The sequence below is a fragment of the Microbispora sp. NPDC046933 genome, assembly GCF_040644635.1.
In the GTDB taxonomy this organism is placed as follows: Bacteria; Actinomycetota; Actinomycetes; order Streptosporangiales; family Streptosporangiaceae; genus Microbispora.
In genome coordinates this window covers 110,985-131,862 of the sequence record NZ_JBEYWW010000003.1, presented here as the reverse complement: position 1 = coordinate 131,862, position 20,878 = coordinate 110,985, and the positions used below count along the sequence as shown (strand labels likewise).

The following is a 20,878-nucleotide window of genomic DNA, read 5'->3' as shown; positions in this document are numbered from 1 at the left end:
ATGCTGGTCGTACGGTCGCGTCGATGGCGTTCGCCGCGGAGCTGCGGCCGCAGGACAAGCACGGCCTGCTCGACCTCGACGCCGTCCTCGGTGTCGCCCTCATGTCGCGAGGAGACCTGCGGCACCTGCGAGACCACCGTGCTCGCCGGGCTGATGGATCAACGCGACTCGCCGGGTTTGCGCCGTTTCGCGATCTGGTGTCGATGGTGATGCGGACCCCTGCGGATGCGCTACCGCAGGGGTGTCGCTCGTTACTCGCTTCCCTGACGCCGGCGAATCCGCCGGAGCTGCTCGGGTTGCCACCTGCCGATGCGGAGACAGGAGGGATTGGCGCCGCCCAGTGTGAGCGCCCGGGTGGCCGGCGCTCCCGGAAGGCTCGTCCACGGGTCGGCTCCGGCGGGGCATTCGGGGACGTAGTCGGGGAAGTCGCTGCTCATGACGTCGAGCGCGAGGCGGTGCCCGGCGCGCAGCCGGTAGGCGATGCTCTGCAGGTCGACGACGGCCTCCTCGGCGGCCAGCGGCACGTCGAGGTGGAGCTGGCCCTTGGCGACGAGGAACGCGCCCTCGGGGGTCACATCCAGCAGCCGGACGTGGACGTTGGCGCCGGCGGGGGCCGTAAGGCGCAGCGTCAGGGTGGCGGTGCCGATCAGGTCGACGTCCCTGAGGGTGGTGGGACCCGTGAAGCGCAGCACGTCCCCGCGCTGCCCGATGGCGCTCAGGTCCGACCGGTCGAACAGGGCGGCGAAGGGGTTCACGCCGGTTGAGGGGAGCAGGTCGACGGGGTTGTGGGTCCACTCCGCCAGGCTCTCCTCCGGCACCGCCTCGGTGGTGAGGAGCCCCGGGGCCAGGTGGTATTCGAGGTCGGAGGCCTGCCGGGGAGGCCAGGTGTCGCTCTCACGCCACTCGCCGTGGCAGACCTCGTAGCGCACCCGGGGCAGCGCGGCCAGATCACCTGAGCGGCCGAGGACGGCGTCGAAGAACTCGATCGCGGGGTCGAGGTACCTGGGCAGCATCCGGTCCATGGCGGCGGGGTCGGCGGCGTGGTCGTCGTGTGGGGCGACGGGGGCGTCGCCCAGCCAGTAGTTCTCGTGGTCGATGGCTTCCAGGCGGAGATAGAGGTGTGCGGCCCAGGCCGGGGTCTGTGACAGGGCGCGGACGTCATGCCAGGACCAGTTCGCGCAGTTGTCGAACCATCCGATGGTGTACAGCGCCGGGATGGGACGGCTCTCCAGCAGCGCCTTCTGCGGCGGCGGAACGAATCGCGATTCACCCTCGAACTCCGCGTCGAAGTTGGGGGAGCGCTTGCCGAGCTGCTGGAAGAACCGCTCGAACGTGTCCCGCAGCGGGCGGCTGTTCCAGTCGGGCTCCCACTCGTACCGATCCGCGTCCACATAGTGGGAGGCGAAGTACAACTTGCGGGCCGTCTCCTCGACCTCTCGCGTGCCGTCGCCGTACTCCAGGACCATCGAGAGCTGGGATCCGGTGACCCGCGGGGAGATCGCCCTGAGCGCGGGGTGGCCGCCGATCGCCGCGGCGATGGTCGTGTAGCCGTAGTAGGAGTCCCCCCACATGACGACGTTCCCGTCGCACCAGGGCTGCTCGGTGAGCCACTGAATGGTGTCGTATCCGTCGTCGGCCTCGTGGAGACCGAACTCCGCCGGTCCCTCCGACCGGTACTTGCCCCGGACATCCTGGACCACCACGTGGTAGCCCTTCGCCCGGAAGTAGCGGCTGACGGTGGGCATGAAGCAGTAGACGCCGTCCTTGTCGTACGGCAGGCGGACCAGGATGACGGCGCCCCGCGCCTCCGGGGTGGCGAGATAGACGTCGGCCGCCAGCCGGACCCCGTCCCGCATGGGGATCATGACCTGCGTGGCGTCGTGGGGCAGGTCGGCCGGTCCGACCCGGTTGATGGTCAGCACGTTGTGTCTCCGTGTCTTGGAAGGGTGATCGGTGATGGCGGCTCAGTGCCGGTCGAGCGCGCGGCGGTCACGAGCCACCTGCTCGAGGTCCCAATCGGGGGAGGGGATCGAGTGGAGCAGCAGGCGGGTGTAGGGGTGCTGGGGGCTGCGCAGGATCTGTTCGGTCTCGCCGCGTTCGACGACGCGGCCATGCCGCATCACGATGGCCGTGTCGGTGATGTGGCGCACGACCGCCAGGTCGTGGCTGACGAAGACGTACGCGATGCCGGTGTCGCGGCGCAGCCGGTCGAGCAGGGTGAGGATCTGGGCCTGGATCGAGACGTCGAGCGCGGCGACCGCCTCGTCCAGCACCAGGACGCGTGGCGCGATGCCGAGCGCGCGGGCGATCGCGGCGCGCTGCCGCTGACCGCCCGACAGATCGCGCGGCAACGACTCCCCGGCCCGGCTGCTGAGCCCGACCTGGTCCAGGAGTTCGTTCACGCGGGCCCGCTGCTCGCGCGTGGAGCCCGGCGCATGCAGCTTCATGGGTTCGGCGATGGCCTGGGCGATGGTCAGACGGGGGTCGAAGGAGCCGTAGGGGTCCTGGAAGATCATCTGGAGCTGTCGTGCCCGCCTGAGCCGGTCGCCGCGTGAATGTCCCTCGACGACCTCGCCGGCGAGGGTGACCGTCCCGGAGGTGGGTCGTTCGAGCCCGGCGAGTATCCGGGCGGTGGTCGTCTTTCCGGATCCCGACTCGCCGACGATCCCGAGCGAGGCGCCGGGCATCAGGTCGAAGCTCACATCGTCGACCGCGATGAAGTCTCCGAACTTCTTCGTCAGCGATGTCACCGTGAGCACGGGCCGTATCAGGTCGGGGGAAGTGGCGGTCACGGCGTCACCTGTTCCGGGCGGAGGCACGCGACGAGGGACGTCTTGTGCGGACGGAAGGCAGGCACACTCTCGACGCAGTCGTCGCCGGCGAGCGGGCAACGGTCGCGAAACGAGCAGCCCGACGGCGACTCCGCGAGCGCCCTCGGGCGTCCCCTGATGGCCTTGATCTCGACTTTGTCGCCGTGCACGGACGGGCTCGCTTCCAGCAGTGCCTTCGTGTACGGGTGGGCGGGCGTGCGGAAGAGCGAGACGCCGGCCGACTCCTCCACGATGCGGCCGGCGTACATGACGTAGATGCGGTCGCAGATGGCGGCGGCGAGGTCGAGGTCGTGGGTCACGAAGAGCATGCCGGTGCCGCGCTCGCGCTGCATGGTCTTCAGCAGGCCGATCACCTCGGCCTGCGTCGTGACGTCGAGGGCGGTGGTGGGCTCGTCGGCCAGGAGCAGCTCGGGCTCGGTGGACAGGGCGCCGGCGATCACGACGCGTTGCAGCATGCCGCCGGAGAACTCGTGCGGGAAGCGTCGCATCGCGCTCCGAGGGTCCCGGATGCCGACCCGGTCGAGCAGGTCCAGCGCTCGTTCCGTCGCGGCGCGCGAGGGCATGCCCCGGGCGCGCAGCCCTTCGGTGAGGTAGTTGCCCACGCGCCGCACGGGGTTGATCGACGCCCGGGGGTCCTGGAACACCATCGCCACCCGGGTGCGCCGCAGGTCGCGCAGGGCCTTCCGCCCGGCGGCGAGCACGTCGGCACCCGCGACCGTGACGTTCCCGGTGGCGCGCGCGCCGCGCGGCAGCATGCCCAGGGCGCTCCGGGCCGTCAGCGACTTGCCCGAGCCGGACTCGCCGACGAGACCGACGGTCTCCCCCCGGCCCACCCGGACGGTGACGTCGGCAAGCAGAGGGATCGCCTTGTCACCCGTGCCGATCGCGAGGTTCAGCCCCGAGATGGCGAGGGCGGTCCGTTCGTCCGGCCGCGCCGCTGGCTCTTCCTTCACGAGCATGGTCATGTTCCTTCACTCTGCTTCCTGCCGACGGAGGCGCCGATGTGCTCGCCCAGCACGTTGACGCTCACAACGGTCAGCAGCACCGCCAGGCCGGGCATCAATCCGCTCCATGGCGACCCCTGGAGGATGGCGCTCTGCGCTTCGGCGATCATCGAGCCCCAGTCCGCGTCGGGCGGCCGTACGCCGAGCCCCAGGTAGGACAGGGATGCCAGGTCCACCAGCGCGTAGCCGAAGCCCAACGCGCTCTGGGCGATGAGCACCGGCAACACGTTGGGCAGCAGGTGGCGGATCGCCACCGACAGCTCGCCGAAGCCCATGACCCGGTAGCTCTCCATGTACGGACGGGCGCCCTCCTGGATCGCCATGCTGCGAACGACGCGGCCGACGAAGGGGGTGTAGCTGATGGCCAGGGCGCAGATCGGAGCGGTGAGCCCCGGCCCGAACACCGCCACGACGAGCATCGCCAGCAGGAGACTGGGGAAGGCGAAGACGATGTCCATGGCGCGCGACAGCAGGGTGTCGATCCATCCTCCCGCGCGGGCGGCGAGCAGGCCGATCGCGGTCCCCAGCAACCCGGACAGCAGCACCACGCCGAGCGGCGCGAGCAACGACAGCCGGGCACCGTACATGATCCTCGACAGCACGTCCCGCCCGGTGGAATCGCTGCCCAGCGAATGCCCTGCCGACCCCGGAGGCGCCAGGGAGTTCAGCAGGTCCGTGGCGTTCGGGGAGTGCGGGGCCAGCACGGGGGCCAGCAGCCCCGTGAGGGCGACGAGGAGCAGGAACACGACCGCGAGCGCCACGCTGAGCGGCCGGCGGCGGCGCCTCTTGGCGCTTCGTGCGCGCAGCGCGGGAATCGTCAGCGTCATCGGCGCAGCCCTCCCACTGTGACCCGCGGGTCGATGAACGGCATGGCCAGGTCCACCAGCGTGTTGACCACGACGAACAGCACGACCGCGATGAGCGCGATGCCCTGCACGACGGGGAAGTCCCGCCGCGACACCGAGCTGACCAGCAGCGAGCCGATGCCGTCCAAGCCGAATGCGGTCTCGACGACGGCGGTGCCGACGAACAGGCTCGCGAACAGCACACCGACGACGGTCAGCATGGGCGCGAGCGCGTTGCGCACCACGTGCCTTCCGATCACAGCGGTACCGCTCACCCCGCGGCTGCGCGCCACCTCCACGTGCTCGCGCCGCAGCTCGTCGGCGAACGCCGCGTTGCCCACCCGGGCGAGCACGCCGAAGACGGCGATCGTCATGGCGACCGCGGGCAGGGTCAGGTGCCACAGCCGGTCGACGAGACCGGTGCCGACGCCGGTGGCGGGAAACCAGCCGAGGCCGACCGCGAAGACCGCCAGGAGGACGATGACCGCCACGAACGGAGGCGTGGCGGTGGTGATGGCAGCGGCGACGGCCGCGACCCGGTTGACCAGGCCGCCCTTGACCGCCGATACCAGCGCCACCACGGAGCCGGACAGGATCGCCAGGACCGCCGAGTACAGGATCAGCAGGCCGGACACGCCGAGCCGGCCCGCGATGAGCGAGGCGACGCTGGTCTGGTAGTTCAGCGACGTTCCGAGGTCCAGCCGGAGCGCGCCGCCGATCCACCCGAGGTAGCCCTGGACGACCCCCTGGTCGAGTCCGTAGCGGTGGCGCAGGGCCTCGACCTGGTCCGGGGTGAGGCGCCGGCCGGCGGCCAGGGCCACGACCGGGTCGCCGGGGACCAGCCGAAGCGCCCCATAGATGAGGATCGATGCGATCAGGACCGTGATGACCGCGCCAAGGGCCCGCTTGCCGATCCAGACAGCGAAAATGCGTTGCATCGTCACGGGACCGTCACTTGCCGCCGAGCTCGACCGCCCACGGCGTGTTGACATAGCTCTGCCGCGGGACCAGACCGGCCAGGTTCGGCCCGTAGTAGACGTTGACGTACGGCGTCGCGATGGGGATGTTGACCAGGTCCTTGGCCATGATGGCCTGCGCCTTGGCCACCTCCCGGGCCCGGGCGGCGTCGTCTTCAGTGGTCAGCGCGGCGGCGACGGCGCTGTCGTAGTCCTTGTCGCCGTACCCGCCGAAGTTGTAGAAACTCCCGGTCGTGAAGAACTGGTAGTACGCCAGCGGCTCGGGGAAGTCGAGGTAGCCGGTCGACATGAACAGGTCGATGCCCGCTCGGGCCTCGGGGGAGGCGAACATCGCGCCGTACTGCTCGGCGGTGAGCGGCTTCAGCTCGATGTGCAGGCCCGCCTGGTTCGCGATGTCGGCGACCACCGTGGCGATCTTGCTCTCCTCCTCGATGACCGTCGCGTAGGCCAGGACGATCTTCTCCTTGGCCTTGGCGGACTGGCTGATGAGCTTCTTGGCCTTGTCGAGGTCCTGGACCGGCTCGGGCAGTTTGTCGTACTCCTCCTGGAAGACCGTCTTGCCGTACCCCCAGGCCTCGGGCGGGACCAGGGCCCGCTCCGGCTGCGCCGTACCCCGGTAGACGGAGGCGATGATCCCCTTGTAGTCGATCAGAGCGTGCAGGGCCTGCCGGACGGCGGGGTCGGAGAGCGCGCCGTTCTGGTTGATCACCGACAGGAACGCCGTGGACAGGCTCGGCCCGTACAGCATGTGGCCCTTGGCCGCCAGCTGGTCCTGCGCGGCGCGCGGGACGGTGTACTGGCCGTCGACGTCGCCGCCGGCCAGCGCCGCGGCCATCGCGGACGGGTCGGTGATGAAGGTGAAGCGCAGGTTCTTGATCTTGGGCGTGGTCGCGGTGCTCCACCAGGCGTCGTTGCGCGTCAGCGTGATGTTCTGCCCCTGCGTCCATTTGTCGAGCTTGTAGGGGCCGGTGCACATCACACCGCCCTTGGCGGTCCCGAAGTCCGTGCCGGCGGCCTCGGCGAAAGACTTCTCCACGACGAAGAAGGAGGGCATCGCGAAGTGGTTCGGAACGATGACGTCCGGCTGCTTCAATCTGACGGTGATCTCGCGGCGGCCGGTGACGTCGATGCTCTTCAGGTGCGCCGCCCAGCCGATCCACGACGAGCCGAGCTTGGGGTCGAGGATCCGCTCGGCGCTGTAGACGACGTCCTCCGGGGTGACCGGCTTGCCGTCCCAGAACCTGACGCCCTCGCGCAGGTGGATCACGTAGGTGAGCGGGTCGGGGTGGTCGACGGAGGTGGCCAGCGCGGGCTGGAGCTCGTAGTCCGGGCCGAGGGTGAACAGCCCCTCGCACATGTTGGGGACGATGGTGCTGACCGACTCGATGGCGGACTGCGCGGGGTCCAGCGTGGGCGGTTCGCCGGCCGGGACGTTCCAGGTGACGCTGTCGACGTCTGTGGTCGCGGCCGGGACGGACGTCGTGAGGGCGGCCGTGGCCGGTGAGTTCGAGGCAGCCGGGCCGTCGTCGTTCGCGCACCCGGCGAGCGTGCAGGTGCCGACGAGGGCCGCGGCGAACGCGGCCAGGCGGGGACGGGGACGTGTCATGGGAGGACCCTTCTCATGCCGGTGCGGGCCGAGGCGAGTTACATCGCCGAATTCGAGGAGGTGATTGAACCCAGGCCGCTGCGGCGGCGGGGGGAAATGTGTTCAACGCCGCGTCTGTGCGAGGCGGTGGGTGGACCAGATATCAGGTCTTGGCCACTCAGGGTGGTTGGTCACCGATTGATTGTCAATGCTCCAAATTGAAAAGAGCGTGGCCGTGAGACTGACACCAACGCACGGGGCGATATAGGGGGCGGCTCATCCGGAATCAGGGGAGCGACGTCGATATCCTCGCCATGGTCGAACACCTTATGGATGCATAACTGGAATCGTCGCAGTCGAAGAACTGCCGAACGTGAAAAGGGTCAGGGCGGGGAGGTCACGCCTCATGGGGCAAGGACTGACCCAGATCGTAACGGCGATTCAAAAGCCGGTGGTCGATACGGCTCGGCCGGAAGATGCGAACAGGGGCGGATCGCGGCCGCGTCCGAATGGGCCGATCTCACGTCCCGTGCGCTATGCGGGTAATCGTGACCAGTCCATCGGCGCTCGGTGGGAGCGGTTCATAACGCCGTGCGTCTCATCGCGGCGCGCCCAAGGACGGGTCGGAGGGGCCGGCGGGAAGGGCGGACAAAAAGCGGACGAGCCGCTCGACGAGCGGGGTCATGCGCTCGCTGTTCCAGCACTCGGGATCCTCCAGACTGGAAAGGTAGAAACCGCGTAGGACGAGATGCAGGATGTCGGCGGTGAAGGCGGCGTCGGCCGCACCCGCTTCCTGAGCGGCATCCATCAGCAGGTCGCGACTCTGCCGCGCGTCCTCCCTGACGATCTGAAGTGCCTCCGATCCGGGCCCGCCGCGGCCGAGGATCTCCATGAAGAGCCGGCGCAGCACCTGGTCGTTGCCGGTCGTGGAGCACGCCCAGCGGGCTATGGCGGACAGGCGCTCCCGTCCGGTCGCTCCCCCTACGGCCTCGCCCAGTTCCGTCTCCCACGACTGCATCGCGTGCTCGATGGCGTTGCGCAGCAAGGCTTCGCGTGTGGGCAGGTAGTTGGTGACGAGCGTCGTGGAACCACCGATCCGCCTGGCCACGGCTCTTATGGTCACCCCGTCGGTGCCCTCCGCCGCCACGATCTCCAGGGTGGCGTCGGCGATGTTCGCGAGTCGCAGGGCGACGTCAATCTCCACCGGCATGACGGCAGGTTAACCACAAGAAGCCGGTGATACAACAGTGTTGTATATGGCAGTTACATGACGTACTCTCCTTCGACATCGCCAAATGCGCGCACCTCCGGCGCCTACCCCGGCCCGATTCCCCCTCCGCGGGCGGAAGGGTGTCCCCTACTCGTGATCCCCGCGGGAGACCATCTAGGAGCAGCCATGGAACTCTGGCAGTTGTCCGCGACCCGGCTGGCCGCGGGGATCCGTGACCGCGAGTTCTCAACGGTCGATGTCGTGGAGTCCTGCCTGGGCAGGATCGAGGAAGTCAATCCGGTGCTGAACGCTCTCCTCGACGTCCGTCCCGAGGAGGCGCTGGCCGATGCGCGCCGGGCCGATGAAGCGGTGGCCGCCGGTGAGGTCCTCGGCCCGCTGCACGGCGTACCGATGTCGACCAAGATAAACACCGGGCAGAAGTCCCGCCTGATGAGCAACGGGCTGTCGGCCACGGCCGACGCGATGGCCCCCGGGGACGACGCGTGCGTCACCGCCCTGCGCGGCGCGGGGGCGATCTTCCTCGGCCGGAGCAACGCGCCGGCCTTCTCACTGCGCTGGTTCTCGTCGAACGACCCGCACGGGAGAACCCTCAACCCGTGGAACCACGAGCGCACCCCCGGCGGCTCCAGCGGCGGCGCCTCCAGCAGCGTGGCCTCGGGAATGACGCCGCTCGCGCAGGGCAACGACATCGCCGGATCGGTCCGCTACCCCGCCGCCTGTTGCGGCCTGGTCGGCATCCGCCCGACGGTCGGCCTGGTGTCCAACTGGACGGCCCCCGGAGAGATGGAGCTGGAGGGCCCGCTCACCTTCCAGGCCTGGGCCGTGCACGGCCCGCTGGCCAGGACCGTGGCCGACGCGCGAACCGCCCTGTACGCGATGGCGAGCCCCGACCTGCGCGACCCGTTCGGCATCCCCGCCGTGCACAGAGCCTCGCCGCGGTCCGGGCCGATCCGCGTCGGGCTCGTCCGCGACGTGGGGCTCGTCAAGCCGCATCCGTCCGTGAACGACGCGCTGGACACCGCGGCGCGGTGGCTGATCGACGCCGGCTATGAGGTGGAGGAGCTGGAGTTGCCACTGCTCGGCGAGGCGGCGCGGCTGTGGCATCTGCTGCTCGCCGAAGACATGCGGCCCTTGCTGCCCGGGATGCTGGAGCTGGGCGGCGAGGCGACCGGCGTCAACATGACCCACTTCTACGAGGCGGCGGCGGAGCTTTGGGGTGAGAAGCCGGACATCACGGCGTACATTCAGGGCTGGGCCCGCCGGGCGACGCTGATCAGCCAGTTGCAGGAGTCGCTCGGCACGGACCGGATCCTGCTGACCCCGGCCTCGGCGGAGCCTCCCTTCGAGCAGGACGCCGACATCACCGACCCGGCGCGCGCCCGGAGCCTGTTCGCGGCGCAGTGGCCGATGATCTCCGTGCCGGTTCTCGGGTTCCCCGCGGTCACCGTCCCGACAGGAGTGACGGACGGGCTCCCGGCCGGCGTTCAGCTCATCGGCGGGCGATTCGCGGAGGACCTCATTCTGGATGCCGCCCAGGAGATAGAGGACCGGGCCCCTCGGCTCACCCCGGTCACCCTCCGCTGACCGGTTCGGCACGCCGCCGGTGGTCCTCGTTCTTGTTCCTTCCGTACCGCAGACGGCCTCCGCAGGGTGTTCGCGGGTGCGCCGACCCGGAGGCGACGCCGGACGCCCTCCACACCAAGGAGTTGATCATGCCTGAAGCATCCGTCCCGTTCGCCCCCGCCTTGACCTTCGCGTTCGAGATCCGCGCTCGCCTCGCCCCCACCCTGCACGTCGGACACGGCGACGGTGAGAAGACCGAGTTCACTCCGATCGTCGGCGGCACGGTCGACGGCCCGCTGCTGCGCGGGATCGTCCTGCCCGGCGGCGGCGACTGGTCGAACACCCGCGGCCGCGTCTGCGAGCTGGACGCCCGCTACTTGCTTCAGGCTGACGACGGCGCCGTCATCGACATCGTCAACCGGGGCTACTACCACGAAGGCTCCGACTGCCCCGACCAGTACGACGGCGACCTGCGGGTGACCGAGGCCGGGCATTACTACCGCACCTCGCCCACGTTCCGTACCGACGCACCCGCGCATCGATGGCTCGCCGAAAGCGTGTTCGTGGGTCTCGCCCGGCCAGAGGAAGAAGGCGAGGTCGTCGCCATCCGCATGTACGTTCTGGCCTGAGAGCCGGGCCCGCCTGAGCGACGCTGCTCGGGAGGGTCACCGGCGAGTGTGGTGCGGTCGGCAGTCCGGAGCTGTATGTGCCGGGGCTGCCCGTGCTGCGGCGGTGCGAATCCACGTTCATCCACCGCATCGAGGCCGACGCGCGCGAGGTGGGGGGCCACCTCGCGCGGCAGCCGGCCGTACGACGGTGAAGGTCATGTCATCCTGCTGATCTCAACCGGCGAAGTGGCCCCCCACGCCTGACCCTCCAGACGGCGCGGGCAGGTCGAGGTGCTCGCGCAACGTCGTCCCGGTGTACTCGGTGCGGTAGGCGCCCCGCTCCTGCAACTCCGGAACCAGCTTGTTCACGATGTCCTCCAGGGAGGAGGGGAGCAGGTGCGGGCTGATGTTGAACCCGTCCACCGCGCGCGTACGCACATACCGCACCCATTCGTCGGCGACCTGCGACGGGGTGCCGACGAAGGCGCGCTCGCGCGGCGTGACCCGGCGCACGAGCTGCAGGATCGACAGGTTCTCCGCCGCGGCCTGCTCCCGCCACCGGGCGATGGTGGCGAGCTTGCCGGTGCGCCGCTCGATGGGGAGCGTGCCGCGAGAGGGGTCCAGCTCGGCCTGGCTCGGCTCGATGTCGGGCAGCGGGCCGTGCGGGTCGTAGTCCGACAGGTCGGTGTCCCAGTACTGCTCCAGGAACGCGATCGCCCGGGGTGGCGAGAGCTGCTCCGCATGCACCCACTCGGCGCGCTCTCTGGCCTCCTCCGGAGTGTCGCCGAGGATCACCGAGGCGCCGGGCAGGATGCGCAGCGAGTCCGGCGAGCGGCCGTGGCGGGCCAGCCGGGCACGCAGATCGGCGGCGTAGGCGACGGCCTTGTCGTAGTCGGTGTTGGCCGAGAACACCACGTCGGCGTGGCGGGCCGCCAGTTCACGGCCACCGTCGGAGTCGCCCGCCTGGAACAGCACCGGCCGTCCCTGGGGGCTGGCCGGAACGGTGGCGCGGGCGCGCAGCCGTACCAGGTCGGTGTCGCGTTCCACCTCGCGGACCGCTCCGGGCCGTGCCCAGGACGCCTCCTCTCCTGATTCGGCGATCGCGTCCGGCGCCCAGGACGCCCACAGTTCCTTGGCCGCCTCCACGAACTGCGTGGCCCGCTCGTAGCGCCGCTCATGGGGGAGCCAGCCGCCGTGACGGAAGTTCGCGCCCGTCCAGGCGTTGTCGGTGGTGACGATGTTCCAGCCGGCCCGCCCGCCGGACAGGAGGTCCAGGCTCGCCAGGCGGCGGGCGAGGTCCGCGGGGAAGTTGTAGGTCGTGTTCTGGGTGGCGACCAGGCCGATCCGCTCGGTCACCGCGGCGAGCGCGGAGAGCTGGGTGATCGCGTCGGGGCGGCCGGCGACGTCCAGGTCGTGCACGCGTCCGCGGTTCTCCCGTACGCGCAGTCCTTCGCCGAGGAAGAAGGCGTCGAAGAGGCCGCGCTCCAGGAGCTGCGCGACGTGGACGAAGGTCTCGATCGCGGTGTGGGGCGCGGCGTCCGGGCCCGTCCAGATGAGCTGTGGGCCGACCCCGGGGTAGAACACGCCGAGGTGCACGTGGGCGTGCGGGTCGTAGGGGGCGCCGGTCGGGCTGGGGGAGGTCATGGTGTCGTCCCTTCAGGCGGTCGCGCTCGCGACGGCCGCGAAGCGGTTGGCGGGATGGGGCAGGCCCAGCGTCGTGCGGAGCGTGGCCCCGGGCGCGGGCGGCGCGTGCAGGCCCGCCGCGGCGAGAGCGGGCAGCACTTCCCCGGCGAGCACCGGCAGGTCGGCGGCGAGAACGGCGGGGTGCAGGCGAACCCCGTCGACGGCCGAGGGGAGCGAGCGCAGCAGCTCCACGAGCCCGCCGGCCGGTCCGGTGTAGCGCAGGCGTCCCGAGTCCGGCCACAGCGTCGCCGCGTCCAGGGCGGCGAGCCGCCGCGCCGCCGGCTCGGCGGCGTCGAGCACGACCTCGATCTCGGCGAACGCGAGCGCCGCGCCCGCGTCCCTGGCCTGCTGCGCCCGACGGGCGAGCGCGCCGACGTCGGTCTCGCTCACGAGCACCACGTCGGCCAGGGCGTCGAGCTCCAGGCCGGCCGGGGCGAGCACGACGACCTGTCCCTGCGGTGGGCGCGGCGTGATGAGAGGTCCCGCGATGGTGAAGCTCCTCCCGGTGTAGTTGACGTGATGCACGCGGTCGGAGTCGAGGTAGCGGCCGGTGGCCACGTCCTTGATCACCGCGTCGTCCTCCCAGGAGTCCCACAGCAGGCGCGCCACCTCGACGACGTCGGCCGCCTCACGCCGCGCGTCCTCTTCCGCGAGCGCCTGCGCCCCGATGGTGGCGAGAGCGTCGTCCCCGTCGGCCGCGCCGACCACCCAGGCCGCCCGGCCCCGGCTGGCGTGATCCAGGCTCGCCAGCTGCGTGGCCAGGTGGAACGGCTCCGTCGTGGTCGTGTGCAGCGTGGGGGCGAGCCCGATCCCGCTGGTCAGAAGGGTGGCGAACGCGGCCCGGGCACCCGCCTCCAGCCGCCCGGCGCTGTCCGGCGCAGGGCCGGGCGGGAGCGGGGTGTCGGCGAAGGTGGCGAGCGCGAAGCCCGCCGCCTCCGCCTCGGTGACGACCCGCCGCAGCGCGGCGGCAGTCAGCGTGTGCGCGGGCGGATGGCCGCTGTGGCGCCAGGCGGCCGGATGGGCGCCGTCTCCGTCCAGATCGATGGCGAGCAACAGGCGACGGTCGGTCATGGTCGGCTCATCCTCTCTTCTCCGTGCGGCGTTCCTCCGCGGCCCTTCCACTCAAGGATTTAGCCGCTTTATTGGTAGGAATACTCTGGAAGATGGATCTGTTCCCGCACAGCCGATCTTTCTCGGAGGACAAGGTCGGGCCCGCGACCTCTAACAGCACCCCGCCTTAGGCGACACCACCGATTTCTCCGCCTACCGCCACACCGCGATCAGACCCATGGAGGGCGTCAAGCGCATCGACGTGGAACATTCACGGGTGTCTGGGGTTCACCGCACGACCGGGGAAGCCTCACCGCCTGACCTTGTCGCGGGCCGCCAGCCGAGCGCGGGCCCCAGCCTCCTGGCGATGTCGGTGAGGATCTGCACGTAGTCCTCGTGGTCGAAGGTGAACGGCAGCGCGAACGCGACCTCGTCGATCTCCCGGAAGGCGGCGTGCGCGTACAGTTGCTCGGCGATCTCGGCGGAGCTGCCGACGAGGTCGGGCGCGAACATCATGCGGGCCGGTCCCTGCGGCGTGGCGGTGCGGGGCGCGCGCTTGTCGGCGTACTCCTTGTACTTGGCCCGCTGCTCCGGCGTGGCCGTGTCCGTGGGGATGACGACCAGGCCCTGGGAGACGCGGGCCCTTTGGCCGTCGGGGTGGCGGGCGCGGAACTCCCGTATGTGGGAGAGCTGGATCTCGGCGAAGTTCTCCGACTCCTCCGCCTTGACGACGCTGCTGGTCAGGAAGTTCATGCCGTGTTCGCCCGCCCATCGGGCCGAGCGGAGGCTGCCGCCGCCGTACCACATGCGGGCGCCCAGGCCCGGCGAGTGGGGCTGGACCCGGTCGGAGAAGACCTCGAACCCCTCGGTGCCGCTGAAGCCGGTGACCGGCTCACCGCGTACGAAGGACAGCAGCCGGCGCACCCGTTCGTGACTGAAGTCCTCCAGGTCGGCGGTGCCGGGGTGGAGCGCGTCCTTGACCTGGTCGTAATGGAGCGGCGGTCCGACGCTGACGCCCGGGTTGAGCCGGCCCCCGGACAGGATGTCCACCGTGGCCAGGTCTTCGGCGAGCCGCAGCGGGTTCTCCCAGCCGAGGGGAATGACCGCCGTCCCCAGTTCGATGCGGGTGGTGCGCTGGGAGGCCGCGGCCAGGAGGGCGACCGGGGAGGAGATGCCGTACTGCAGATGGCGGTGCCGCACCCACGCGCTGTCGAAGCCGAGCCGCTCGCCCAGCTCGATGATCTGCAGTGTCGACTCGTGTCCCGGGCGAGGGTCGTCCCCGTCGAACAGCCCGATGGTCAGGAAACCCAACTTGCGTAGTCGTTGCGTGGGCAGCGGCACGGTGGTTCCTCCTCAATTGAAGCCAACCAGGAAAGGCGGGAAATAATTGCCGGAGCTCGGCGGCTCCGCGGCACCAGTTCGCCAATCTCGGGAAGTACGGCGTCCGCGACCGAGATCTTCGGTCGATGCCGACCTCCGCGCCATGGCGCAGGGCGGCTTCGACGGCGAGCGCGCCCTTGACATAGACCGCGTCCACCTTGCGGTGGCCGGTTCGGCCTCCCATTGGCCGCCGCCGGGCCCGGCCGCGACATCCACCGGCTCGGCGTCGCCGAGGCCGAGCCCGGCCAGCCGGCCCTGGTCGGCCGCGATGCCCGTCGCGGTGGACATGGGACAGCGGGTGAACCAGATGGTTTCGAGCACGGCTGCGGTCATGGAGGAGAGTTTGCTAGTAAATCGGTAGGAAAGACAAAGAATATCCCGTGATGTGGGAAGCATTCTCGGCAGGACCGGGTGGCGGCGTTTGTGCTGGTCAGCGATGACGCCGACCTGCCCTGCATGCGGCTGTGGCGGACCAACACCTGTGAACGCGGTCATCTTGGCCGGCAGGCCGATGATCTCGGCGGTGGAGCCGCTCTCGCCGAGGAGCGGGACGATCCGTTCCACGCTGTGGCGATGCACCTCGGCGTCCCGATCGGTCATGGCGTCCGTCACCAGCGTGACGTCGTAGCCGTGCTCGTGGGCGGCGCGGGCGGTGGACTCCACGCCGATACTGGTGGCGATCCCGGCCGGCACGAGCTGCGTGCCGCCGAGGCGGCGTAGCCGCAGGTCGAGGTCGGCGCCGTAGAAGGCGCTGCAGATGCGCTTGGTCACGGGGGAGCCCTTGCCCTCGGGGCCCCGGGTGGTGGAGTTCCGAGAACAAGGGCAAGGTCGGCTCAGGGCTGGGTGCCGAGCCACTGCTGGAAGGTGGGTCCGGCGAGCTTGGCATGCGGACTGGGCAGGAACCCGCCGTTGGCGGCGATCTCGGCATCGGGCATGCCGGACCCGTCGACGCCCACGACCTTGATGCCTCGGCGGGCGCCGAGGAGCTGGGCCGCCTCGGCCATGATCTCCTTGCGAGGGCCGGCGATCTCGGGGATCGGTGTTCCTGGGGCGGCGGGGGCGGTGGCCAGGTCGACCAGCTCCTCGGCCACGGTGCGGCAGGCCACGAGCTGGGTGGGCAGGGCCGGGATGTAGGCGACGTCGCCCTGCTGCCAGTCCAGGAGCTGGCCGACGAACTCGTGGAACTGCGCGGCCCGCAGGATGCTGACGGGGAGCGGGCCGGACAGGAGGAGTTCCTCGTGCACCTTCTTGGCGGCGAGGAAACCGGCGGTGGCCTTGTCGGTGCCGATGATGGACGCCATGGCGATCTGGGCGACCCCCGCCTTCTGGCCGGCCTCGTGGAGATTGCGGGCCGACGTACGGAAGAACTCCGTCGCGGCGTCCTGGTCGGAGGAGTGCCACGAGGCGACGTCGATGATGACCTCGACCCCGGTGAGGGCCTCGGCGAGGCCCTCACCGGTGATGATGTCCACGCCGGTGGCTCGGGACATCGGCACGACCTGGTGTCCCCGCTCGGTCAGGACGTCGACGACGTGGCGGCCCAGCCGCCCGGTCGCCCCTGCTACCGCGAACGTCGTGATGCTCATGCTGGGTGCCTTTCTCACTCGCTGTAGTTCTGGCCGGGGGGCATGCCGGGGATCGGCTTGGCGATGAGAGCGGCGGGGGTGAAGAAGCCGATGTGGGCGATCGCCATGATGAGCGACCACATCGCCTTGTGGTCGTAGTGCGCGGACGCCCTGGCGTACAGCTCGTCGGGGACGCGCTCCCCGGACGGGTTCGGGGTGAGGACGGCCTCCACGAGCTCCAGCGCGATCCGTTCGGCCTCGGTGAAGTGGATCGCGTCCCGCCAGGTGGACACGGCGGTGATGCGCTCCTCTGATTCCCCGATCCTGCGGAGGTTGCCGGTTTCCCTGATGGTGAAGTACGTGCTGCCGAGGAGTTGCCCGGCGCGAAGTTGCAGCAGGTGGATGGTGGTCTGCGGAATCGCGCCGTTCTGGAGGGCCTTGTGCAGACCCTCGCCGACCTCCGCCATCTCGGGGAGGAAGGGGAGGGGGTTGGGCATGCGCGACCGCTGGTCGGTCGTCGTGGGCGTGGACATGGGGAAGGCTTCCCTTCTCACTCTCAGCTCGTCGTAGTGCCGTACGGATCGTTCGCGCGGCGTCCTGACGACCACGAGACGCCGGCGCCCCGATCCTTGTAACAGCGCGGCCATGTGACATAGGCCACTTACCGCGGGTGTTACAAAGCGGTGGGGGACCGACGTCTTGTGCGTGTGGCAGCGCTGAGAACGAACAGGCAGGAGCGGGGCGTGACCGAGCGGAGCGAACGAAGTGCGGACCCGGCCGAGCCGCTCGATCGTGCCGACCATGTCGACTCCGTGGACTCCGCCACCCAGGCGTTCGTCGCCCACCGCAACCTGCTGTTCACCGTCGCCTACGAGATGCTCGGCTCGGCCGCCGACGCCGAGGACGTCCTGCAGGAGACCTGGCTGCGATGGGTGGACGTCGACCTCGACACCGTGCGGGAGGAGCGCGCCTACCTGGTGCGGATCGTCACCCGGCAGGCGCTGGACCGGCTACGCGTGCTCGGCCGGCGCAAGGAGTCCTACGTCGGGCCGTGGCTGCCAGAGCCGTTGCTGACCGCGCCCGATGTGGCCGAGGACGTCGAGCTCGCCGAGAGCGTCTCGATGGCGATGCTGCTGGTGCTGGAGACGCTGCAGCCGACCGAGCGGGCGGTGTTCGTGCTGCGCGAGGTGTTCGACCTGGACTACGACGAGATCGCCGAGGCCGTCGACAAGAGTCCGTCCGCGGTCCGCCAGATCGCCTACCGGGCGCGGGCACACGTCGCCGCGCGCCGGCCCCGCGGCATCGCCTCCCCGGCCGAGACCCGAGCCGCGCTCCAGGCCTTCAAGCGAGCGGTCGAGACCGGCGAGTTGCAGAGCCTGCTCGACGTCCTCGCGCCGGACGTCGTCGCGCTGAGCGACGGCGGCGGAGTCAGGCACGCCCTGCTGCGGCCCGTCGTGGGGATCGACAAAGTGGCTCGGCTGCTGGCCGTCGGCTGGTGGAGACGCGACGCGGAACGGTCGGTCGAGCTGGTCCAGATCAATGGCGGCCCCGGGCTGCTCGTACGGGTCGGCGGGGAGATCGACGGAGTGGTGGCGGTGCGCGTGGAGAACGGCTACGTCACCGGCGCCTACCACGTGCGTAATCCCGAGAAGTTGTCGCGTGTGGAGCGGGAGACCGCCGTGACCCGCCGGGCTTAGTGGTTCGGCCCGGAAGTCTCTCGGGGGTTGACCGACTGAGGCTGGTGCTTCGGCTACCAGGGCGATCATGCTGTGCTCGTCTGCTTCATGCGGCCCGAGTCAGGGCAGGGGTTCGACCTCGACGCCCAGGGCCACGATGCGCAGGTCGACCATGCGGTCGCTGACGACCGGCCAACCATAGCGGACCCCGCACCAGGCGACGTGCGCGAGCGTGGCGTCGGCCGCGCTGAGGTCGGCGATTTCGTGAGCCTTCTCCCGGTCGTCGAGCAGGTCCAGTTCGACGCCGGGAGAGGTGGTCAGCAGCATGAGCCGCCACCGCAGATCCGCAGGCAGCTCCGCGAGCGCCTGAACGTAGGCGGTCACCGGGATGAGCAAGGTCGCGGTGCCGGCCGCCAGGGCGAGTTCGACCAGGACGCGGGCGTACAGCGGCTTGCCGGTCGTGGCCTGGACGAGTGCGGCGGTGTCGAGGACGCGGCCACGGGGCCGGTCAGCGGGGGAGGTCACCAGGCGATGGTGTCACGACGCCGCGCGGTAGGACGCCACTCCAAGAAGCTCGGCCGCGTGGTCGGGGTCGATGCCGAGAGAGGCGGCGGCCCGGTGAACGTCGTCCATGGCGTCAGCCGGGAGCGGCCCCCACGCCTCACGGAGCTTCTGCAGGACCGACATCCGCTCCAGACGCTCGTGGACGGAGCGCCGAACGAACTCGTTCATGGAAACGCCCTCGGCCGCCGCGGCGGCGCGGAGCCGGGTCGCGTCGTTGTCGTCGTCGAACCGCAGGGTCATCGCCATGCGGTCATCGTACCTACCCGAGTGGTATCAGGGGAGGGTGTCAGTGGTAGCAGATGGACGCGGATGCCACTCGGATAACGAGCAAGGGTCTCCTGATCTCGTCATCGAACGGCTCTCATCGGCGCAATCTGACAGGCCGCCCGGTGGGTTGAGAGGAGCCGGCGGTCATGGCCGCGTCTGCGTGGTCCGCGTGACGGGGCCGAGACGCGGCTAAGTGGGCACTTAACGGCGTCACTTACGTGAGGAGTTGTTCGTCCCTATCCTGTGATGATGCGGGCGGGTACTGCGGTGGATGTGGCAGCGGCGGTGATCCTGACCGCGGTCATGACCCTGGTGTCGCTGGTCGCGCGGGTGACCCAGCCTGAGGCCCGTCCCGTGACCGCGCTCGGGCTGGCGCTCCTGGCGGTGTGCGGGCTGGCCCTGACCCTGCGACGGGCCAACCCCCTGCTCGCCTTCACACTGGCCGTGGGCACAGCGGTGGCCTACCTCGCGTTGCGGTTCGCCGGCTGGCCCATCTACCTGGGGGCTTTCGCGGGCCTGGTGGCACTGGTCTCCGGGGTCACCGAGGCGCGGCTGTGGGTTCCGTTCGCCGCTGCCGGAGGGGTGGGGATGGCCGTCGCCACCGGCCCACCGGAAGGCTGGCAGCCACTTCGGATGATCACAATCGCGGTGGTGTGGACTGCGGTGGCGGTCCTGGCCGCCCGGGCGGCGCACGTTCGCCGGAGGCTCGCCGAGGAGGAGGCCGCCGGAAGGGTCGCCGAGGAGCGGCTTCGGATCGCTCGAGAGCTGCATGATGTGCTCTCTCACAGCCTTGCCACGATCAGCCTCCAGGCCGGCGTCGGACTGCACCTGGTGGGTGACCGGCCGGAGCAGGCCCGGGAGGCCCTGCAGGCGATACGTCAGATCAGCACCGACGCGCTGGCCCAGGCGCGTACCGCGTTGACGGTCGTGCGTGGGACCGGTGAGGGGCAGCCGCAGGCCGCGCCCAATCTCGCGGACCTGGACGCGCTGGTGACGTCGGTGCGCGCGACCGGCTTGGAGGTGGACCTGGCCGCCGACCTGGACGGCGGTGCGATCCCCGAGGTGATCTCCGCGACCGCCTATCGAATCGTCCAGGAAGCGCTGACCAACGTGATGCGCCACACCGGACCCGGTGCGCGTGTTCGCGCCGATGTGAAAACCGGCCACGGCCGACTGGAGATCAAGGTCACGGACGACGGCATGGGCGCAGGCGTGGCCGTGGGGGCCACTGGCCACGGACTGCGAGGGCTGGCCGAACGGGTCGCAGCAGTCGGTGGCGAGCTGGATGCGGGCCCGGAGACCGGCGGCGGCTTCACCCTCCATGCCCGGCTGCCGCTGGGGGCGAAGCGGTGAACGTGCTGCGAGTCGTGCTGGCCGACGACCAGGTGATGATCCGTCACGGGCTACGAGCACTGCTGACCGCGGAACCCGGCCTGGAGGTGGTCGCGGAGGCCGGCGACGGACAGCAGGCGCTCGCCGCCGCTCGTGCTCATCGCCCCGATGTGGTCGTGATGGACATCCGGATGCCGGTACTGGACGGGCTCGCGGCAACCCGGGCGATCGCCGCGGACCCGCACCTGTCCGAGGTGAAGGTGCTGATACTGACGACGTTCGATGAGGACGAACTGGTCTTCGAGGCGATCCGTGCCGGGGCGGCTGGATTCCTGCTCAAGGACGCCGAACCCGCCGAGTTGCTGCGCGGCATCCGGACGGCCGCCGCCGGCGACGCGCTGCTCGCCCCGCAGGCCGCGCGCCGGCTGATCATGGCGTTCGCCGCCGCCCCCGCACCGACCCGGCCGGCCGTGCGGGCACTGGATCTGCTCACTCCGCGGGAACGGGAGGTCGTGGCGCTGGTGGCCCGGGGATTGTCCAACGAGGAGATCGCCGATCGGCTGGTGATCAGCCCAGCCACCTCCCGCACCCATGTCTCTCGAGCCATGGTCAAGCTCACCGCCCGCGATCGAGCCCAACTGGTCGTCTTCGCCTACGAATCCGGCCTGGTTCACCCTGGTCGCAGCGGTTGACCTGCGAGAAGACCCCACCTCTACG

The 20,878-nt window shown here is 70.3% G+C and carries 20 protein-coding genes; 5 read left to right on the top strand and 15 right to left on the bottom strand.

Annotated features, from left to right (window positions below; translation table 11 throughout):
• Nucleotides 1-251: 251 nt before the first annotated feature.
• The 7 genes from ABZ857_RS05130 to ABZ857_RS05100 all read right to left on the bottom strand — a co-directional run bounded on the left by ABZ857_RS05130 (nucleotide 252) and on the right by ABZ857_RS05100 (nucleotide 8,452).
• Entirely contained in the window at nucleotides 252-1,922 is a 1,671-nt protein-coding gene (locus tag ABZ857_RS05130) for a CocE/NonD family hydrolase (protein ID WP_357037737.1), read from the bottom strand.
• Nucleotides 1,923-1,964: 42 nt separating this feature from the next.
• Complete coding sequence (locus tag ABZ857_RS05125) at nucleotides 1,965-2,792, bottom strand: ATP-binding cassette domain-containing protein (RefSeq protein WP_357037734.1); 828 nt, start codon at nucleotides 2,790-2,792, stop codon at nucleotides 1,965-1,967.
• Nucleotides 2,789-3,796 (bottom strand): ABC transporter ATP-binding protein, encoded by a 1,008-nt coding sequence (locus ABZ857_RS05120; protein ID WP_357037731.1) that lies wholly within the window; start codon nucleotides 3,794-3,796, stop codon nucleotides 2,789-2,791. The genes ABZ857_RS05125 and ABZ857_RS05120 overlap by 4 nt, the downstream gene beginning before the upstream one ends.
• Nucleotides 3,793-4,662, bottom strand: a complete 870-nt coding sequence (locus ABZ857_RS05115; RefSeq protein ID WP_357037728.1) for an ABC transporter permease — start codon at nucleotides 4,660-4,662, stop codon at nucleotides 3,793-3,795. Before ABZ857_RS05115 ends, ABZ857_RS05120 begins: the two co-directional genes overlap by 4 nt.
• On the bottom strand, nucleotides 4,659-5,618 hold the full coding sequence (locus ABZ857_RS05110) for an ABC transporter permease (protein ID WP_357037725.1): 960 nt from the start codon (nucleotides 5,616-5,618) through the stop codon (nucleotides 4,659-4,661). Before ABZ857_RS05110 ends, ABZ857_RS05115 begins: the two co-directional genes overlap by 4 nt.
• Nucleotides 5,619-5,631: 13 nt before the next feature.
• On the bottom strand, nucleotides 5,632-7,263 hold the full coding sequence (locus ABZ857_RS05105) for an ABC transporter substrate-binding protein (RefSeq protein WP_357037722.1): 1,632 nt from the start codon (nucleotides 7,261-7,263) through the stop codon (nucleotides 5,632-5,634).
• A gap of 577 nt (nucleotides 7,264-7,840) precedes the next feature.
• A complete protein-coding gene (locus tag ABZ857_RS05100) occupies nucleotides 7,841-8,452 on the bottom strand; it encodes a TetR/AcrR family transcriptional regulator (RefSeq protein WP_357037719.1) in 612 nt (203 codons plus the stop codon).
• Between the two features lie 186 nt (nucleotides 8,453-8,638).
• Between ABZ857_RS05100 and ABZ857_RS05095 the strand changes: the two genes are divergently transcribed.
• Nucleotides 8,639-10,057: an amidase gene (locus tag ABZ857_RS05095; RefSeq protein WP_357037716.1), complete on the top strand. Its 1,419-nt coding sequence runs from the start codon at nucleotides 8,639-8,641 to the stop codon at nucleotides 10,055-10,057.
• Nucleotides 10,058-10,185: 128 nt separating this feature from the next.
• Entirely contained in the window at nucleotides 10,186-10,665 is a 480-nt protein-coding gene (locus tag ABZ857_RS05090; protein ID WP_357037713.1) for a DUF3237 domain-containing protein, read from the top strand.
• Between the two features lie 213 nt (nucleotides 10,666-10,878).
• Here ABZ857_RS05090 and ABZ857_RS05085 read toward each other — a convergent pair whose 3' ends face one another.
• The 6 genes from ABZ857_RS05085 to ABZ857_RS05060 all read right to left on the bottom strand — a co-directional run bounded on the left by ABZ857_RS05085 (nucleotide 10,879) and on the right by ABZ857_RS05060 (nucleotide 16,969).
• A complete protein-coding gene (locus ABZ857_RS05085) occupies nucleotides 10,879-12,288 on the bottom strand; it encodes an NtaA/DmoA family FMN-dependent monooxygenase (protein WP_357037711.1) in 1,410 nt (469 codons plus the stop codon).
• A 12-nt stretch (nucleotides 12,289-12,300) separates the two neighbouring features.
• Nucleotides 12,301-13,398 (bottom strand): LLM class flavin-dependent oxidoreductase, encoded by a 1,098-nt coding sequence (locus tag ABZ857_RS05080; RefSeq protein ID WP_357037708.1) that lies wholly within the window; start codon nucleotides 13,396-13,398, stop codon nucleotides 12,301-12,303.
• Between the two features lie 267 nt (nucleotides 13,399-13,665).
• Entirely contained in the window at nucleotides 13,666-14,718 is a 1,053-nt protein-coding gene (locus ABZ857_RS05075; protein WP_357037705.1) for an LLM class flavin-dependent oxidoreductase, read from the bottom strand.
• Between the two features lie 12 nt (nucleotides 14,719-14,730).
• On the bottom strand, nucleotides 14,731-15,528 hold the full coding sequence (locus ABZ857_RS05070) for an isochorismatase family protein (protein ID WP_357037702.1): 798 nt from the start codon (nucleotides 15,526-15,528) through the stop codon (nucleotides 14,731-14,733).
• 62 nt (nucleotides 15,529-15,590) lie between these two features.
• The gene (locus ABZ857_RS05065) at nucleotides 15,591-16,343 is read right to left on the bottom strand and encodes an NAD(P)H-binding protein (RefSeq protein ID WP_357037699.1); all 753 of its coding nucleotides are present in this window, start codon (nucleotides 16,341-16,343) and stop codon (nucleotides 15,591-15,593) included.
• A gap of 14 nt (nucleotides 16,344-16,357) precedes the next feature.
• Complete coding sequence (locus ABZ857_RS05060) at nucleotides 16,358-16,969, bottom strand: carboxymuconolactone decarboxylase family protein (protein ID WP_357037697.1); 612 nt, start codon at nucleotides 16,967-16,969, stop codon at nucleotides 16,358-16,360.
• Nucleotides 16,970-17,134: 165 nt separating this feature from the next.
• Here ABZ857_RS05060 and ABZ857_RS05055 point away from each other — a divergent pair, with 165 nt between their 5' ends.
• Complete coding sequence (locus tag ABZ857_RS05055) at nucleotides 17,135-18,019, top strand: RNA polymerase sigma-70 factor (protein WP_357038401.1); 885 nt, start codon at nucleotides 17,135-17,137, stop codon at nucleotides 18,017-18,019.
• Nucleotides 18,020-18,118: 99 nt separating this feature from the next.
• Here ABZ857_RS05055 and ABZ857_RS05050 read toward each other — a convergent pair whose 3' ends face one another.
• Nucleotides 18,119-18,523, bottom strand: a complete 405-nt coding sequence (locus ABZ857_RS05050; RefSeq protein WP_357037694.1) for a hypothetical protein — start codon at nucleotides 18,521-18,523, stop codon at nucleotides 18,119-18,121.
• 12 nt (nucleotides 18,524-18,535) lie between these two features.
• Nucleotides 18,536-18,808, bottom strand: a complete 273-nt coding sequence (locus ABZ857_RS05045) for a ribbon-helix-helix protein, CopG family (RefSeq protein ID WP_357037692.1) — start codon at nucleotides 18,806-18,808, stop codon at nucleotides 18,536-18,538.
• 270 nt (nucleotides 18,809-19,078) lie between these two features.
• Between ABZ857_RS05045 and ABZ857_RS05040 the strand changes: the two genes are divergently transcribed.
• On the top strand, nucleotides 19,079-20,182 hold the full coding sequence (locus ABZ857_RS05040) for a histidine kinase (protein WP_357037689.1): 1,104 nt from the start codon (nucleotides 19,079-19,081) through the stop codon (nucleotides 20,180-20,182).
• A 2-nt stretch (nucleotides 20,183-20,184) separates the two neighbouring features.
• On the top strand, nucleotides 20,185-20,853 hold the full coding sequence (locus ABZ857_RS05035) for a response regulator transcription factor (RefSeq protein WP_357038399.1): 669 nt from the start codon (nucleotides 20,185-20,187) through the stop codon (nucleotides 20,851-20,853).
• The last annotated feature ends 25 nt before the right edge of the window (nucleotides 20,854-20,878 follow it).